This is a genomic window from Bariatricus sp. HCP28S3_F11 (genome assembly GCF_052065395.1).
In the GTDB taxonomy this organism is placed as follows: Bacteria; Bacillota; Clostridia; order Lachnospirales; family Lachnospiraceae; genus Allocoprococcus.
On the sequence record NZ_JBQHUC010000002.1, the window covers coordinates 41,380 to 57,383 of the forward strand.

Here is a 16,004-nt window from a genome sequence, read left to right on the forward strand (position 1 = left end):
ATTCATTCTCTTTTCGTATTCTGCAGGAAATGATCACAAATTGTCTGAAGGATTCCTTCTTCTGAGGCTTCTTCTGCCGTCAGAATCTGTAGTGCATTTCTCTCGTCCGATGTCTTCATGCAACGCTCGGCTTCTCTTTTTGTCTGCTCCCCGATACAAACTGCACACATGTTTTCAAATCCACTCTTCTCGAAAGAAGCCACGAACCCTCTTACCGTAGAAGCGCTGGTAAATGTTACGATATCAATTTCTCCATTTTCAAGCAGATGCTTCACTCTTCCGGTCACAGCATCATTTTCTGTATACACCGTAGTATAGAGCGGAATATCTTCAACAGCAAGTCTCTTTCTCGCAAGTGGAGGCAACAATTCGGGAGATCCCTGCTCCGCCCGCACAATGACGATATGACTTCCCGGAGCTGCCTTTTCTGCAATACAAGTTCCCAGACTCTCCGCGTTAAAAATCTCCGGAACCACATCCGCAAAAATGCCTGTTCCTGCAAGCTCCCTTTCTGTTGCAGCACCGATTGCGGCAATTTTTATATCCGCCGGTCCCCCAAGCAGCTGCCGCAGATCGATTTTAAGATGTTTCAGTTCCTGAAAGAATACCCGCACACCGATCACACTGGTAAATACCAGCCATTCCTGATCGGCACATGTTCCGAATTTTTTCATCACTTCACATAGTCTCTCATTCGGCGAGATCACCTTGGTACGTATAGTAGGCATTTCAATGACCTGTGCTCCTAATGTTCTCAGCCACCCAGCCAGATGTCCCGGATTTTCCCTGGGTCTGGTCACTACAATCTGTTTCCCGTTAAGAGGCAGAGCTGCCCTCCAAGCAAACCGTCCTGCCAGTGAACAGACCGACCCGACTACGACCAATGCAGGTGTCCCGATTCCGGAAAGCAGGACTTCGTCTTCCAAATGTTCCAACGTGGAAACCACATTTTTTTGTCCAGCCGTTGTTCCTTTCGCTATGACAGCTGCCATGGTATCTGGATCCATACCTGCATCCATAAGTCCACGACAGATCTTTCCAAGCGAAGTGATCCCCATGAGGAAAACCAATGTCCCCTTTAATGAAACCAACGCCGGATAATCGATCCGGCTGCTTCCGTCTTTTCTCGGATGTCCTGTAATTACATGAAAAGAAGACGTGTAATCGCGATGTGTCACCGGAATTCCTGCATAGGCCGGAACAGCTGCTGCAGATGTAACTCCCGGAACCACTTCAAATAGTATTCCGTGTTCCGCAAGCACTTCTGCCTCCTCTCCTCCTCTTCCAAACACAAATGGATCCCCGCCTTTAAGACGGAGTACCTTTTTTCCTTCCATTGCCTTTTCCAGCAAAATCTGATTGATCTCTTTTTGCGGGACAGGATGATTTCCCTGGCGTTTTCCTACATCAATCATTTCTTTTTCATCCGGAATCAAGCTGAGGATTTCTGTACTGACCAGTGCATCATATACGATTGTATCTGCCTCCTCCATGATTTTTCTTGTTTTTATTGTTAATAGGCCGACATCGCCGGGTCCTGCTCCCGCAAGCCATACCTTTCCTTGCTGCTCCATGTCCGTCTCCCTGATTTTTTTATCAATCACCATATTTCCGTCTCATCTCTTTTGCAAGCAGGGCGCCTGCTTCCTGCGCTTTTTGACAAGTCCCCGCGATCTTTTCCTTAAAAAACCGACCATCCGACTCACGATAATAAAGTCCCGACAGACAGAGTTCTTCCCCTTTCGTCCTCGCGTGTGCCGCAACCGGTGATGTACACCCTCCTCCCAGTTCCGCAATAAACTGCCGTTCAGCAAGCGCTGCTGCTCGCGTCTCTCTGTGATCCAGAATCTCTTCCCAGATCCAGTTTTCTCCTTTTCTTCCCTGCACTGCCAAAATCCCCTGACCCGCTGCCGGGATCATTTCCTCCACATCGAAATATCTTCCGATCCGCGACTCCATCCCCAGCCGTTGAAGTCCTGCTGCCGCCAGTACAAGAGCATCGTATGACTCCGTCTCCAGCTTCTCCAGGCGGGTCCGGATGTTTCCCCGTATTCCTTCAAATCTGCAGTCCCCAAACCGTTCTGCCATCTGGATCTGCCTTCTCCTGCTGCCGGTCCCAATGATCTGTAGCCTTCCCGTTTGCACGGCCTGCTCTGAATAGACCAGCACATCCCGCGGATCTCCTCTTTTCGGAAATGCAAAGACCGGTAACTCCTTCGATATTTCCGAAGGCATATCTTTCAGACTGTGCACTGCCAGATCGATCCTGCCCTCCATGAGTGCATGATCCAGTTCTTTCACAAACAGCCCCTTTCCCCCGATCTTCTCAAGGCTCTGATGCAGGATCTTATCTCCGGTTGTTTTCATCGTTACAATTTCAATTTCCAGTTCCGGATGAAACTGCAAAATCCGTTTTTTTACAATTTCGGCCTGTATCACCGCAAGCTTACTTTTTCTGCTTCCGATTCGAATCACAGACTGCATGGCATCTTCATCCCTTTCTCAATTACTTCATAAATATAATTCATATCCAGATTCTCCCGCAGGGCATCTGCGAGAAGGTCATATTGATTTTCCTTATATCGGTTGTAATCCATCGTCATGACTTGATCCGTATCCACTCCCTTTGCTTTTAAGACAGCCCTTACCAATCCGTCCGACACTTCAGCCGAATCAAAGATTCCATGGATATAACAACCATACACATTTCCCTGCCAGGTGCCATCCACTTTTCCCGTCTCTTCATGCAGTTCTTCCTGAATCTTAAGGAGCGGGTTTCCTTTTCTCAGAGTTGTCCTGCCCATATGGATCTCATATCCTTCCAGATGTGATCCGGAAAGTCCGCTTAGGATTCCTTGTGTATCACCGAAACATCCATGAATTCTGCTCCTTGTCTTTTCCCCCTGAAAAACAGTGCAAACCGGAAGCAGTCCCATTCCCTGAATGCTGCCGCCTTTTTCCACCTGTTCAGGATCAAGAATCTCCTCTCCCAGCATCTGATATCCGCCACAGATCCCGAAAACTAATTTTCCGGAAGACGCATGCCGGAGTATTTTCCCTTCCAGACCATTCTGGCGCATCCACAACAGATCTTCCATCGTATTCTTGCTCCCCGGGATCAGAACCGCATCCGGATTACCAAAATCCCTTGCAGATGAGACATATCGGACAGAAAGTTCTTTCCTGTGTTCCAGCGGTGCAAAATCTGTAAAATTCGAGATTCTCGGAAGCCGTATGACAACAATGTCTGCCAGGCCGGAACCACCTTTTCTTTCAAACCGCTCCGTCAGACTGTCCTCTTCATCAATGTCAAGGTGCAGATACGGTACCACCCCACAGACCGGTATCCCGGTTCTTTCCTCCAACATCGTAAGTCCCGGTTTCAGAATTCCTTTGTCCCCCCGGAATTTGTTGATGATCGTTCCTTTGACCCGCATCCTCTCATGTTCTTCCAGAAGTTCAATCGTCCCCACGATCTGTGCAAACACTCCGCCACGATCTATATCGCCCGCCAGAAGGACCGGCGCATCCACCATATCCGCCAGTCCCATATTGACAATATCATTTTGTTTCAGATTGATCTCGGCCGGACTCCCGGCACCTTCGATCACAATAACATCATACTGTTCTTCCAACCGATGATACGCTTCCAGAATCATCGGTATATATTCTTTCTTTTTTCGAAAATATTCCGATGCAGACATCGTTCGCGTCACTTCACCCCGCACGATTACCTGCGATCCCGTATCCGTGGTCGGTTTCAGCAGGATTGGATTCATATCAACAGACGGCTGAATACCTGCCGCCTCAGCCTGCATCACCTGAGCGCGCCCCATCTCCAGACCTTCCGTGGTGATAAAGGAATTGAGTGCCATATTCTGGGATTTAAACGGTGCTACGCGAAGGCCGTCCTGCTTCAGAATGCGGCATAGCCCTCCGACAAGAATACTCTTGCCCACATTAGACATCGTTCCCTGGATCATGATCGATTTCGCCATCTGTCTCCTCCGTTTCTTCTACCTTCACACTCTTCGAATATATATCATACAATGCTTCCAGCAATCTGTGATTATCCCCGCGCTGCCGGATCGCAATCCTGTAAAATCCTTTCTCGAGTCCCCGGTAATTGCTGCAGTCCCGGATCAGGATCCGATATTCCTTCATCTTCTCAAACAGATCCAGATCACTTTTCAGCAAAATGTAGTTTACTTCCGATGGGAAGAAGGTAACTCCAATCTCCGCCAGCCCTTCTTCCATCCATTTTCTTTCCCTGGTAATAAATTCCCTGGTCGTCTGCACTCTTTTCTTTTCCTTAAGTGCCGCAAGTGATGCCGCCTGAGCAGGGATTGATACATTCCAGGGCTGCCGACATCGTTCCATTTTCTCCAGAATGCTTTCATTTCTACTCACTGCATACCCCGAGCGGAGTCCGGGCATGGCATGCATTTTGGTAAATGCCCGGATCACCATGAGATAACTGCTCTTTGCCGCTTCTTTTATCATTGTCATTTCGGATGCATTCTCCATAAAATCCAGAAAACATTCATCCAACACCATAAAGATCTGTTTTTCTTCACATATTCTCAGTATTTTTCGAAGCAGTCCTTTCGGCACGCTTCTTCCGGACGGATTATCCGGTGAACAAAGGAACACTATATCCACATCATCCCGCAAAAACTCCAGGAAATCCTCACCCAGCGCAAATCCTTCCTCCTCTTTCTTTTCATGATACAGAATTTCACATTCCTCTGTCTGAAGGGCCTGCTCATACTCTGCAAACGTCGGAACACTGATGACTGCCTTCTTCGGACGCACCGCACGAACCACATCGTAAATCAACTCTGCAGCGCCGTTTCCAAAGACGAACTGTTTTCCCGGTATTCCGGTGTCTTTTTCCAACGCCTCTCTCAGCTTCCCGCACCGGCTGTCCGGATAATTACCAATCTCAGCGACTGCCTTTCTCGCCGCTTCCATCACTGCCATACTTGGTCCAAACGGTCCTACATTAACGGAAAAGTCTGTCATTCCCGTGTATGTGTAAATATCTCCGCCATGTATATATTCCAATGTTCTTCCCCTTTCTGTTGATTTGTACACTTCTTCTGTTATTTCTAAAGAACCACAATCCGGAGAAGGCCCAGTACGATCAGCGTTGACACCGCTGTTCCGTCCATCAGACGGCCCGCCCGGACAATATCCTCCGCCTCTATTTCTCTGACCGGATCACCGATCGTTTCCTTATGATATAATTTTCCAAAATAATATGCATCTCCCGCCAGCTGTACTCCCAGCGCCCCTGCGCAGACTGCTTCTGTCTGTGCCGAATTGGGACTGGCATGTTTTCTCCGGTCACGCAAATAGATCCGAAGGGCTCCTTTGCCATCCATTCCAAGGCAAAACGCACTCAGTATCATAAAAAATGCGGAAAGCCTTGCCGGAATATAATTGAACAGATCATCCATTTTCGCAGCAAACCTTCCGAAATACAGATACTTGTCATTCTTATATCCTACCATGGAATCCATCGTATTCACAGCTTTATAGAAAAATCCGAGGGGCGCCCCGCCTATCATCAGGTAAAATAGTGGCGCGATCACCCCGTCAGATGTATTTTCAGCCACCGTTTCTACAGCTGCCTTTGTCACACCCTGCTCACTCAGATTTTTCGTGTCCCTTCCGACGATCATGGAGACCGCATATCTCGCTCCAGGAAGATCATGTTCCTTCAAACGATCATACACCTTCCGACTTTCCGTTTTCAGTGATTTCCCCGCAAGAATCTGATAGCACCAGAACATTTCCACGACAAATGCCAGCCACGGATTTACAGAATTTATAAAGTATAAAAGAATTACAGGAATCCCTGTCGAAGCGATAACGACTGCAAACCAGAGAACGATCCCCGCCACGTGCAGCGCCCGGTCTGTTTCTCCGCATATCGCCCGAAGCACCTTTTCCATGATTTCAATCCATTTCCCAATCAGCCGCACCGGATGATACAGCCACACCGGATCCCCCAAAATGGCATCCAGCACAAAACCTGCCACACAGACACAAAGTATTCTCATAGTTTCTCAATCTCCGCAAAATATTTTCTGCCGGACTTCCATGCTTCGTCCGGAATCTTAATTCGAAATCCTTCTCCGTTTGCCGCCTGCCAGTGATAAAATTCTCTGTGTTCCGGATCAAACGTTTCCAGAATTGACATGATTGTTCCTCCGTGAACAACAAAAGCGGCATTTTTACAGGCATCCTTCTCAAGCTGATCCATCATATGCTCAAATCCCTGCACACACCGTTTCCGGAATTCATCATGACTTTCCCCTCCCGGAAATGGCATCGTACCGCCGGAATCAATCCATCCCTGATAAAGCGGATTCGCTGACAATTCTAAATAATTCTTACCTTCAAACTCTCCAAAATCACATTCCCTAAGGCTATCACAGACAGTCTGTGTCTGCCCGGGGAAGAGGATCTCCGCGGTCTGCCTGCAACGTTTCATCGGGCTTACAATTACCCGCTCGGTCTTCAGCTCCTGCATACGCTGTGGTATCGCCATCTGGTCAAGCGGCTCATCCGTTCTTCCGATATATCTTTTTTCCAGATTCCCTTTTGTCTTAAAATGACGGATCAATATCACTTCCATGCCTGCATCACCACCATTCCTGTCAGCATGGCAAGTTCACTGACCTGAAGGAAAAATCCTGCCAGATCCCCTGTCACTCCTCCAAATTGTTTTCTGCAGATCCTGCGATAATAGACCCAGGAACAGAAAACGCCGATGGCCGCTCCTATCGAAGCACGTGCATCCGTCCACAACATCAGCGCAGCTCCCGCAAGCAGCCACAGGACAGACGTAATCTGCACCGTTCTTTTCTGTGCGCGATCCTTAAAGGTCCGCGCAAGCCCGCTGTCTTTCGCCGCAGGAAAAGTGACCACCGAATATCCGCTGAGGGCTCTGGAAATGACATAGATACACGCAGCCGGTGCCAGCATTTCTTCCGTAAGTTCCGACCAGATTCCCAGACTCCACACCAGATAACATCCCATTCCCATGACAGCGAATGCTCCGCTGTGAGAATCCTTCAGAATTTCCAGCTTCTTTTGCCGGTCCCCGCAGGAACCAAGCGCGTCCATCGTATCCATAAATCCATCCAGATGAATTCCGCCGCTTACCACGACAGGGAGTAACGTCATCACCGCCGCGAGCAAAATTCTCCCTACAGAAAGATGGTACATCACGCTTCCGGCAAGATACTGTATACCCCCTGTTACCACGCCTATCAGCGGGAAAAAACACATCGCATACTTCATATTTTTTTCATTCCATTCGATCACCGGCATCGGGATCCTGGAATACATGGAACATGCAATGATCAAAGATTGTATCCAATTCATCGTACTCACTCCACACTGTTATGATAATACCTGATACTGCTCAATATCCATTTCCGAAAATGTTCCCATTTTCCGATACACCTGAAGGCCCATTTCAAGGAGCGGCATCACCGCTACCGCTCCACTTCCTTCACCGAGACACATGTCACAGATCAAAAGTGGAGACATGCCGAGCGCATCCAGTACAAGCTGCCCGGCAGGTTCCTTTGACACATGAGAAGGCAGAATATATCCGGCCGCCTCCGGCACAAGACGTACCGCGCAAAGTGCCGCCACAGCAGAGATAAACCCGTCGATCACGACTGGAATCCGATACATGGCTCCTCCCAGGAATACCCCCATAAGGCCCGCTATATCCAGGCCGCCCACTTTAGAAAGGGCATCGATCACATCCTGTTGTTCCGGTTTCTGTTTTTCAATTGCTTCCCGGATGACCCGGATCTTCCTCTTCAGTCCATCACTACTAAGTCCGGCTCCTTTTCCTGTTACAGTCTCTGCTTCTTCATTCAAAAGCACCGCTGCCACCGCACTGCTGGTAGTCGTATTTCCGATTCCCATTTCTCCGGTCGCCAGGATGGCATAACCGGCCTCTTTCTTTTCTTTCACCTGACGGATGCCGACCATAGTTGCCTGCAGCACCTGTTCCCGGGTCATTGCCGGTCCTTTGGCCAGATTGGCTGTGCCGTACGCCACCTTATCAGCCGGTTTTGTGACAGAAGCAACATCACATACCATTCCGATATCAACCGGGAAGACATCAACATTTGCTACCTGAGCCATAATACAGGTACTCGCCTGCCCTTTGGTGAAATTATCCGCCACAGCCGCCGTCACATCCTGCCCGGTCTGTGTGACTCCCTCTTCTACCACTCCATTATCGGCACACATGATAATAAGGCCCTTCTTTTTCAATTCATAGTAATCTGTTCCCAGGATCCCCGCAATCTGAATCACTGCTTTCTCCAGCTTCCCCAGACTGAACAGTGGCTTTGCAACGCTCATCCACCTCTTCTTTGCAAGATCCATGCTCTTTTCATCCAGAGGCCGAATCTGCATTTTTATCTCTTCCAGCTGTTCCTGTTCTGTTTTTATTTTCTCCTGCATTCTTTTCGTCTCCTTTGGCATTCTTTCACAAATCTTACGGCAAATTCCGGGTTTGAGCCCCAGTAAAGATGCGGAAATCCCGCAAAAATCCTGTTCTTCATATGGATTTCTCTCCAGCTCCGTCTTCCGTCCGGCTTCTCAGCCAGACAGTCTTCTCCTATTTTTTGGGCTTCCCAATAATGGAATTCATGTCCCCGGATACACTCTCCCTTCCGCAGATAACATCCGTCTGCTTCTGCTCTTACATTCATGTACCCGAAACGGATCAGCCGCTCTTTCTTTTCTGCACTTCCTTCGAGCAATCCTACCATCGGATAAAAGCTTTTGTCCGTTCCCTGAAGCTGTTCCAGAAGATACAGAAACCCTCCGCATTCTGCGATACACGGCATTCCCTGATTCAGCTTTTCTTTCAGATCCTGTCTCATGGATGCATTGGCAGAAAGCTGTCTGGCATAGATTTCCGGATATCCCCCGCCAAGCAGTATCCCATCTGCCTCTTCAGGCATCTTGCTATCCTCCAGAGGACTGAACCAGACCAGCCTACATCCAAGCGTTTTCAGAATTTCCAGATTTTCTTTATAATAAAAGCAAAACGCAGCATCCCGCGCAACAGCAATTGTAACAGGCTCCTTTGCATCCCGGTTTCCCGGTACCACTTCGCTTTCTGCTGAATTCTTTCTTTCTACATCCGAATCCATCAGTGCGAGCACCGCATCCAGATCCACACTTTTCTCAAGGATCTCTGCCGCCTCTTCAATCTGTTTCTTAAGATCAGCAATTTCCTCCGGAAGGATGAGTCCCAGATGACGGCTCTCCAGCTGAAACGCAGGATGTTCCGGCACATATCCCAGCACTTTCACATCATGCCCCATCTCCCGCAGCCCGTGCACGATCATCTCTTTCATTTTCGGATACAGTGACGGTGAAATACGGTTTAGAATGATTCCGCTGATATGGCTGTCGTTCCGGAATTCCAGCATTCCCTTTAGCACAGCCAGAATCGACAGAGCCATTCCGCGGCACGGAAGCACCAGGATCACCGGAACGCCAAGCGTTCGTGCCACATCATAGGAGCTCGCCTCCTCTGTGCCAAGGCCCATCCCGTCATAATATCCCATAACGCCTTCAATGACGGCTGCATCGGCATTTGACGCATGTCGTGTAAAACAAGAGCGCAGCTGCTCTTTTTCGCAGAAAAACAGATCCAGATTTTCCGAATCGATTCCCAGCACGTTCCGGTGAAACATGGGATCAATATAATCCGGACCACATTTGCATGCTGCCACACCTATTCCTTTTTTCACAAGAGCTTCCATCAGAGCACAGGTGACTGCCGTCTTCCCGCTTCCGCTCGCCGTAGCCGCAATCATAATTCCAGGTATTTTCATTTATCCATCTATTCTCCCATCTGATACAATATAAACAGGATTCATTCCCATCATCATGTGATAATCTCCAAGCTTATGCGCTCTTGATGCCGTGATCTGACGGATCTCAGGTTCCTGAAGAAGTCCTTCTTCTGCAGCTTCCATCACTTCTTTCAGTGTTTCCAACGAGATTGCATTGATCACGATCCTTGCGTCCGGATTCTTCCTGCGGACGCATCGCAGGATTTCTTTCAGATTTCCGGAACTTCCTCCGATAAATACATGGGTGGGTATTTCCAGGCCTTCCAGCACCTGCGGTGCCACACCATGAATAACCTCCAGATTGTCCGTCATAAACTTTTTCTTATTTGCCAGAATCAGTTCAATGCCCTCCGCCTTTTTTTCCACAGCATAAACGCGGATCCCCGGCGCCTGAAGTGCCGCTTCGACCGATACAGATCCGGTTCCGGCGCCGACATCATAGAGGACCGCATCCCGGGTGAGCATAAGACTGGCAAGACTTAACGTTCGGATTTCCTCCTTCGTCATCGGCACTTTTCCACGGATAAATGCTTCATCCGGCAAATGCACACAGACTCTCCGTGATGGCTCCGGGTTTTCGATCATCACAACAGAAAGCTCCGCGAAATTCTCCGGTTTCGCGTCCGATGCCTGAACGGTAAGAATCTCTTCCTCCGCATAAGAAAGGCGATTTCCAATATAGAGCTTCAAATTCTGCAGTCCGTAGTATTCCAGTTTTTCACAGATCATCGCGCCGGAATCTTTACCAAGAATCAGAAACGTCTTTCGGTTCTCTCTGACTGCCTGGATAAAATTCTGCTTTCTTCCGTGAATGCTGCAGATCGCAGCATCTTCCCAGCTTGTGTGAAGGCGTGCCGCCAAATACACGATTGAAGAAATCCCCGGCAGAATCTGCACCGCAATCCCACTTTCCTCCAAGACCTTTACCAGTGCTTTTGCCCCGCTGTAAAATCCGGTGTCCCCGGAAAAAAGGACCGCACATTTTTCATATTCTATATGTTCCACCAGATAATCTCGGATCCTCTCCGGCCGGTATTCTATAAACTGCGGCCGTTTCCCATCCGCAAATAATTCCACCATCCTGGCTGCTCCGATGATCAGATCACTTTCTTCAATACATTCCTCTGCTTCCAGCGTCAGAAGCTTTTGATCTCCCACTCCGACTCCGACACAGAAAACCCTGCAATTTCTACACATTCTTGTATCCCCTTGGCGTCACCATTTTATCTCCGATTATTCTGGTCTCTTCATTTCCTACAAATACAGTCGTAAACATATCCACATCCGTCTCAGATAGTTCCTTAAGACTCAGTATCTTCATACATTCGCCTTCCCGACCGATATTTTTTACAATGCCGCACACCGTATCTTCCTTTTTATATTCCATCATACAGAGGCAGGCTTTCTTCAGATAATCCGCTCTTTTCCTGCTGGAAGGATTGTAAATGCAGATTACGAAATCTGCCATTGCAGCCATCCGGAGACGCTTTTCTATTTTTTCCCAGGGCGTCATCAGATCACTGAGACTGATGACTGCAAAATCATGCATCAGCGGCGCTCCAAGTATTGCGGCTCCTCCGGAAGCGGCTGTGATACCTGGAACTACTTCAATCTCCACACCCGAATAATCCGCTGCAAGCTCATACACCAGCCCTGCCATTCCATATATCCCTGCATCTCCACTGCAGACCACTGCTACATTCTGTTCTTTCCCGGCCTCCTCAAGCGCCATCCGGCAACGCTGCACCTCCTGCCTCATCGGAGTAGACAAACAGATCTTGTCCGGATATTCTTCCTTGATCAGATCAATATACACCGTATAACCCACGATTACCTGACATTCGCTTAAAACCTTTGCCGCTCGTACCGTCATCTGGTCCTTCGCACCCGGGCCGATTCCCACTACATATACTTTTCCCATACCTGCTCCTTATTCTGCCTTTCCTTGTCTGAATTCAGTCGTAAACGCCGGATTATAGAGCTCCGAACGCCTGTAATCTCCATTTAAGATGGCTCCCACAACGATCAGCGCCGTTTTACGAATCCCATATTTTTCTGCGGTTTCTTTCAAAGTCCTCACCTCGCAATGATGTACCTCTTCCTCCGGCCAGGTTGCCTTGTACACGATAGCCGCCGGTGTATCTTCCGGATATCCTCCTGCAATCAGCTCTTTTGAAAGTTCACCCAGCATACCGGTACTTAAGAAGATCACCATCGTCGCCTGATGCACTGCAAAACTGCGGATGGATTCGCTGTCCGGCACCGGCGTACGTCCCGCCATTCTGGTAATCACCACCGACTGGGAAATTCCGGGAAGTGTATATTCCGCTTTTAGTGCCGATGCTGCCCCGCAAAAGGAACTGACCCCCGGGCAGACTTCGTAGGAAATCCCTTCGGCATCAAGCGCATCCATCTGCTCCTTGATTGCCCCATACAGACAAGGATCCCCCGTGTGCAGTCTCACCACATGCTTTCCTTCCTTCTCCCCGCGAATCAACACTTCCAGTACTTCCTCCAGTGTCATATATGCGCTGTTGAATATTTCACATGTTTCCTTACACATATCCAGCAGTTTCGGATTCACAAGAGATCCTGCGTAAACCACAATGTCCGCCTCCATGAGCAGCTTCTGCCCCCGAACCGTGATCAGATCTTCTGCCCCCGGTCCTGCTCCTACAAACTGAATCATCATTCTTCCTCCTTCACGATCAACAGGGAATAATAACTTGCCTCATCCGGGATCTCCTCCGCTGATCTGTAGATTCTCTCCTGCTCCATTCCACAATGCTCCACCATACAGATTTCCATACCCCGGGATCTAACTTCTTCTTTGACATCCGGGAGCTTCTTACCCGCTTTCATGAGAATCTTTGTCCCGGGAAGCGACAAGCTCTCCTTCAATCCGTAAGATGCCGGAATGATATGGATTTCCTCCCGGTTTTTCGCGATTTCCATATCAAGCCGGGCAGCAGCAGCACAGAAAGACGGCACTCCCGGAACCATAACGGTATCAAATCCCCATTCTTTGATCCTGTGATGAAGATACATCCCCGTCGAGTACACAGATGGATCCCCGAGTGTAATAAATGCAATCGTTTTTCCTTTCTCCAGCCACCCTGCCGCTGCTTTTGCATCCTCATCATGAATGTTCCGAAGAATATCCTTCTGCTTCATCATCGGCATGGACAAATACAGCTTTGCTTTCTTTTCCAGTTCCGGTACCGCCTGCCGCACGATTTTCCATGCCGCGCAGCGTTCCAGCAGTTCTTCCCTCACAGCTGTTTCCTTCTCTTCTTCATAATAGGTCCCCGAAAAGTCCGCACCCGAAACAGGAATCGCAATGATGTCACTCTCCCTCAGAATCCTGACTGCCTTTATCGTCAGAAGTTCCGGATCCCCCGGTCCCGTTCCTATCACATAAAATTTACCTTTCATGACTTTTTTCTCCCTGCTCTATAACCTTTTTTGTATACTAGCCGCTATCTCATCGACAAGGGGCGTCTTCCCGAGAATCCCGTAAGATGTCTCAAACATGACCGCTGCTGTTTCCACACGATCCCCCACTCTGTGCCTCATATGTTCCTCGATCTTCTCCATGATGCCACGCATCGTCGTTTCCAGAATCCCGGCACTTTTCAGAATATCCAGTGCCTCCGTTGTCGTAATGCACTCCATGATGCTGGCCACATCCTCCCTTTTGGCCCCTGCAACTGCCGCATGAGCCGCCAGCACTTCCATCCGGCAGTCCGCCTGTCTGGAATGTGTGTTCATGACACCGGCGGCCAGTTTCACCAGCTTGCCGACATGCCCAACCAGAAGAATACCCTTCATTTCCAGACAAACCGCATCATCCAGTGCTTCTCCTATATAGTTGCTGCATTTCACAGCCAGATTCCCGTCATAACCAAGACTTTCTCTCAAAAAATCCGTTCCATAATTTCCCGGAACCAGATAACAGTAAGATGCCCCGTTTTCTTTCAGCATCTTCATTTCCATGAAAATGGTATCGGTCAGTGCCCGTTCACTCATAGGCTCCACGATTCCGGTTGTTCCAAGTACAGAAATCCCACCTTCAATGCCAAGTCGGGGATTAAACGTCTGCGCAGCAAGCCTCTTTCCCTCCGGAATGGAAATAACCACTTCCAGGCCTCCGTCATATCCGGCCAGTTTCATCTGCTCTTCAACGGCATTTAATATCATCTGTCTGGGGATCTTATTGATTGCCGCCTCTCCGACCGCCTGCTCCAGACCTTTGCGCGTCACGCGGCCCACACCTTCCCCTCCGTCAAGCGTGATCCGGCCGGACTCATTCTTTGCAACTTTAGCAAATACATAGACTCCGTTCGTCACATCCGGATCATCCCCGCTGTCCTTTTTCACCGCACAGCTGACGAAATCATTCTGTCTCTCAATGTGCTCAATTTCCAGATAGAGCAAAATGCCGGCCGGTGTCATAAGCCTGACATTCTGTATTTCCTCACCGGTTAACAGCATGACAGCAGCGGCCTTCGCAGCAGCGGCGGCACAGCTTCCGGTGGTGTATCCTGTTCTCATCTTCTTCTGATTCTTCCAGACTATTCTGCTGTTTTCCATGATATATGAGTCCTTCTCCAATCCATTTTCCAAAATCACTTCTACTATTATAAGGAATTTTCCCGTTTCCTGCAACCATGCCATTATTCTACACCAGACATTTTTGAGAATCCACTGTATTTTTATGGATAAATGCGATACAATATTTCCAGTACACCAGTTAAAAATAGTTAGGAGTGTGAATTTATGAACCCGACCGTAAGTATTATTGTACCGGTTTATAACGCCGAGGCAACGATTTCCCGGTGTATTGAAAGCATTATCAATCAGGAATACCGGGATTTTGAGCTTTTGCTCATCGATGACGGCAGCACCGATTCTTCCGGAACGATCTGTGACCGCTATGCAGCGGAAGATTCCAGAATCCGTTTGATACATAAGGAAAATACCGGAGTTTCCGAGACCCGGAATATGGCGCTGGATCTTGCATGCGGCACTTACCTGCAGTTTCTCGACAGCGATGACTGGATCACTCCGAACGCTACCAGGCTGTTTGTCGAAGAAGCGGAACGCTATCATTGTGATATGGTCATCTCCGATTTCTACCGTGTTGTAGGAAAACGAGTCGCCCACAAAGGCGATATCGATGATGACTGCGTACTGACTCAGGAAGAATTCTCCGCACATATGCTCCAGAATCCTGCGGATTTCTATTACGGTGTTCTCTGGAACAAGCTCTATCGGCATGACATTGTAGAGAAATACCATCTTCGAATGAACCCTGAGATCAGCTGGTGTGAAGATTTTATGTTTAACCTGGAGTATATCAGACATGCCGAAGTATTCTATGCACTGCAGGTTCCGGTTTATTACTATGTGAAGACAAAAGGATCCCTCGCAAGCCAGGGAATGAGTATCAGCAAAACCATTAAAATGAAACTGATGGTCTTTGAATACTATAATAATTTTTACAAACATGTCCTCGATGAGGAAGATTATGAGAAGAACCGTCTGCAGGTTTATCGCTTTCTGGTGGACGCGGCAGGCGACGGAGCTGTACCACCTTCTTTCTTCTCCGGCTCCAAAAAGCTTGGGGAAGAACGCAACAGCGTCAGTCAGGAAGTTGTTGCAGGAGAAGGCATTCTTATGGATGACTATCGTGACCGTAAGCTTCTGGATTACTATCTGGAACCGATTGCCCAGAAGAACAATCTCACTTTGGGCGAAGTGCGTCTGCTTTTATGTCTCAGCCAGCTCAGGCATATCGGAACCAGAAAGGAAATTGCAGACTTTGCCGGAATCACCGTGCGCAGTCTCTCACTTTTACTTCAACGGCTTTCCTTAAAAAACATGCTGAAATATGAAGAAAATCGCACCACAAAAGAGCTGAAGATCACATTCCTTCCGCTTGCATCTCCAATTCAAAATGAGATCGCCGCTGCCCAGAGTAATTTCGAGCAGGCTAAATATGCAGGTTTTACAGAAGATGAACTGATCCAGTATGCCGCACTCACAGAAAAGATCAAAAACAACATACAGAAAATACTATAAGAAAATGCT

The 16,004-nt window shown here is 48.5% G+C and carries 15 protein-coding genes; 1 reads left to right on the forward strand and 14 read right to left on the reverse strand.

The window, feature by feature from the left end; translation table 11 throughout:
• Positions 1-2: 2 nt before the first annotated feature.
• From cobA to cbiD, 14 genes are read right to left on the reverse strand one after another with little or no spacing between them, the layout of a single operon-like run.
• Complete coding sequence (gene cobA / locus ACTNBR_RS01340) at positions 3-1,607, reverse strand: uroporphyrinogen-III C-methyltransferase (RefSeq protein ID WP_427807231.1); 1,605 nt, start codon at positions 1,605-1,607, stop codon at positions 3-5.
• Complete coding sequence (hemC, locus tag ACTNBR_RS01345; protein ID WP_427807230.1) at positions 1,597-2,484, reverse strand: hydroxymethylbilane synthase; 888 nt, start codon at positions 2,482-2,484, stop codon at positions 1,597-1,599. Before hemC ends, cobA begins: the two co-directional genes overlap by 11 nt.
• Positions 2,472-3,998: a cobyric acid synthase gene (locus ACTNBR_RS01350; protein ID WP_441016756.1), complete on the reverse strand. Its 1,527-nt coding sequence runs from the start codon at positions 3,996-3,998 to the stop codon at positions 2,472-2,474. The genes hemC and ACTNBR_RS01350 overlap by 13 nt, the downstream gene beginning before the upstream one ends.
• Positions 3,961-5,067, reverse strand: a complete 1,107-nt coding sequence (locus ACTNBR_RS01355) for a pyridoxal phosphate-dependent aminotransferase (RefSeq protein WP_427807228.1) — start codon at positions 5,065-5,067, stop codon at positions 3,961-3,963. The genes ACTNBR_RS01350 and ACTNBR_RS01355 overlap by 38 nt, the downstream gene beginning before the upstream one ends.
• A 44-nt stretch (positions 5,068-5,111) precedes the next feature.
• Positions 5,112-6,068, reverse strand: a complete 957-nt coding sequence (gene cbiB / locus ACTNBR_RS01360; RefSeq protein ID WP_441016759.1) for an adenosylcobinamide-phosphate synthase CbiB — start codon at positions 6,066-6,068, stop codon at positions 5,112-5,114.
• Complete coding sequence (locus ACTNBR_RS01365) at positions 6,065-6,646, reverse strand: histidine phosphatase family protein (RefSeq protein WP_427807226.1); 582 nt, start codon at positions 6,644-6,646, stop codon at positions 6,065-6,067. The genes cbiB and ACTNBR_RS01365 overlap by 4 nt, the downstream gene beginning before the upstream one ends.
• On the reverse strand, positions 6,637-7,398 hold the full coding sequence (locus ACTNBR_RS01370; RefSeq protein WP_427807225.1) for an adenosylcobinamide-GDP ribazoletransferase: 762 nt from the start codon (positions 7,396-7,398) through the stop codon (positions 6,637-6,639). The genes ACTNBR_RS01365 and ACTNBR_RS01370 overlap by 10 nt, the downstream gene beginning before the upstream one ends.
• Positions 7,399-7,416: 18 nt before the next feature.
• Complete coding sequence (gene cobT / locus ACTNBR_RS01375; protein WP_441016762.1) at positions 7,417-8,502, reverse strand: nicotinate-nucleotide--dimethylbenzimidazole phosphoribosyltransferase; 1,086 nt, start codon at positions 8,500-8,502, stop codon at positions 7,417-7,419.
• On the reverse strand, positions 8,487-9,890 hold the full coding sequence (locus tag ACTNBR_RS01380) for a cobyrinate a,c-diamide synthase (protein ID WP_427807223.1): 1,404 nt from the start codon (positions 9,888-9,890) through the stop codon (positions 8,487-8,489). The genes cobT and ACTNBR_RS01380 overlap by 16 nt, the downstream gene beginning before the upstream one ends.
• Positions 9,891-11,108 (reverse strand): precorrin-6y C5,15-methyltransferase (decarboxylating) subunit CbiE, encoded by a 1,218-nt coding sequence (gene cbiE / locus ACTNBR_RS01385; RefSeq protein ID WP_441028325.1) that lies wholly within the window; start codon positions 11,106-11,108, stop codon positions 9,891-9,893. It abuts the gene before it with no gap.
• Positions 11,101-11,832 (reverse strand): precorrin-3B C(17)-methyltransferase, encoded by a 732-nt coding sequence (cobJ, locus tag ACTNBR_RS01390; RefSeq protein ID WP_427807221.1) that lies wholly within the window; start codon positions 11,830-11,832, stop codon positions 11,101-11,103. The genes cbiE and cobJ overlap by 8 nt, the downstream gene beginning before the upstream one ends.
• Positions 11,833-11,841: 9 nt before the next feature.
• Positions 11,842-12,600, reverse strand: a complete 759-nt coding sequence (gene cobM / locus ACTNBR_RS01395; RefSeq protein ID WP_427807270.1) for a precorrin-4 C(11)-methyltransferase — start codon at positions 12,598-12,600, stop codon at positions 11,842-11,844.
• Positions 12,600-13,346 (reverse strand): precorrin-2 C(20)-methyltransferase, encoded by a 747-nt coding sequence (gene cobI / locus ACTNBR_RS01400; RefSeq protein WP_441016768.1) that lies wholly within the window; start codon positions 13,344-13,346, stop codon positions 12,600-12,602. The genes cobM and cobI overlap by 1 nt, the downstream gene beginning before the upstream one ends.
• A gap of 18 nt (positions 13,347-13,364) precedes the next feature.
• On the reverse strand, positions 13,365-14,504 hold the full coding sequence (cbiD, locus tag ACTNBR_RS01405; protein ID WP_441016771.1) for a cobalt-precorrin-5B (C(1))-methyltransferase CbiD: 1,140 nt from the start codon (positions 14,502-14,504) through the stop codon (positions 13,365-13,367).
• A gap of 186 nt (positions 14,505-14,690) precedes the next feature.
• Here cbiD and ACTNBR_RS01410 point away from each other — a divergent pair, with 186 nt between their 5' ends.
• Complete coding sequence (locus ACTNBR_RS01410) at positions 14,691-15,995, forward strand: glycosyltransferase family 2 protein (RefSeq protein ID WP_441016774.1); 1,305 nt, start codon at positions 14,691-14,693, stop codon at positions 15,993-15,995.
• Positions 15,996-16,004: the final 9 nt, after the last annotated feature.

What these genes read in the sequence shown, in the direction of transcription:
- cobA (WP_427807231.1), bottom strand. Translation starts at nt 1,607, where the DNA reads ATGGTGATTGATAAAAAAATCAGGGAGACGGACATGGAGCAGCAAGGA.
- hemC (WP_427807230.1), bottom strand. Translation starts at nt 2,484, where the DNA reads ATGCAGTCTGTGATTCGAATCGGAAGCAGAAAAAGTAAGCTTGCGGTG.
- ACTNBR_RS01350 (WP_441016756.1), bottom strand. Translation starts at nt 3,998, where the DNA reads ATGGCGAAATCGATCATGATCCAGGGAACGATGTCTAATGTGGGCAAG.
- cbiB (WP_441016759.1), bottom strand. Translation starts at nt 6,068, where the DNA reads ATGAGAATACTTTGTGTCTGTGTGGCAGGTTTTGTGCTGGATGCCATT.
- ACTNBR_RS01365 (WP_427807226.1), bottom strand. Translation starts at nt 6,646, where the DNA reads ATGGAAGTGATATTGATCCGTCATTTTAAGACAAAAGGGAATCTGGAA.
- ACTNBR_RS01370 (WP_427807225.1), bottom strand. Translation starts at nt 7,398, where the DNA reads ATGAATTGGATACAATCTTTGATCATTGCATGTTCCATGTATTCCAGG.
- cobT (WP_441016762.1), bottom strand. Translation starts at nt 8,502, where the DNA reads ATGCAGGAGAAAATAAAAACAGAACAGGAACAGCTGGAAGAGATAAAA.
- ACTNBR_RS01380 (WP_427807223.1), bottom strand. Translation starts at nt 9,890, where the DNA reads ATGAAAATACCTGGAATTATGATTGCGGCTACGGCGAGCGGAAGCGGG.
- cbiE (WP_441028325.1), bottom strand. Translation starts at nt 11,108, where the DNA reads ATGTGTAGAAATTGCAGGGTTTTCTGTGTCGGAGTCGGAGTGGGAGAT.
- cobJ (WP_427807221.1), bottom strand. Translation starts at nt 11,832, where the DNA reads ATGGGAAAAGTATATGTAGTGGGAATCGGCCCGGGTGCGAAGGACCAG.
- cobM (WP_427807270.1), bottom strand. Translation starts at nt 12,600, where the DNA reads ATGATTCAGTTTGTAGGAGCAGGACCGGGGGCAGAAGATCTGATCACG.
- cobI (WP_441016768.1), bottom strand. Translation starts at nt 13,346, where the DNA reads ATGAAAGGTAAATTTTATGTGATAGGAACGGGACCGGGGGATCCGGAA.
- cbiD (WP_441016771.1), bottom strand. Translation starts at nt 14,504, where the DNA reads ATGGAAAACAGCAGAATAGTCTGGAAGAATCAGAAGAAGATGAGAACA.
- ACTNBR_RS01410 (WP_441016774.1), top strand. Translation starts at nt 14,691, where the DNA reads ATGAACCCGACCGTAAGTATTATTGTACCGGTTTATAACGCCGAGGCA.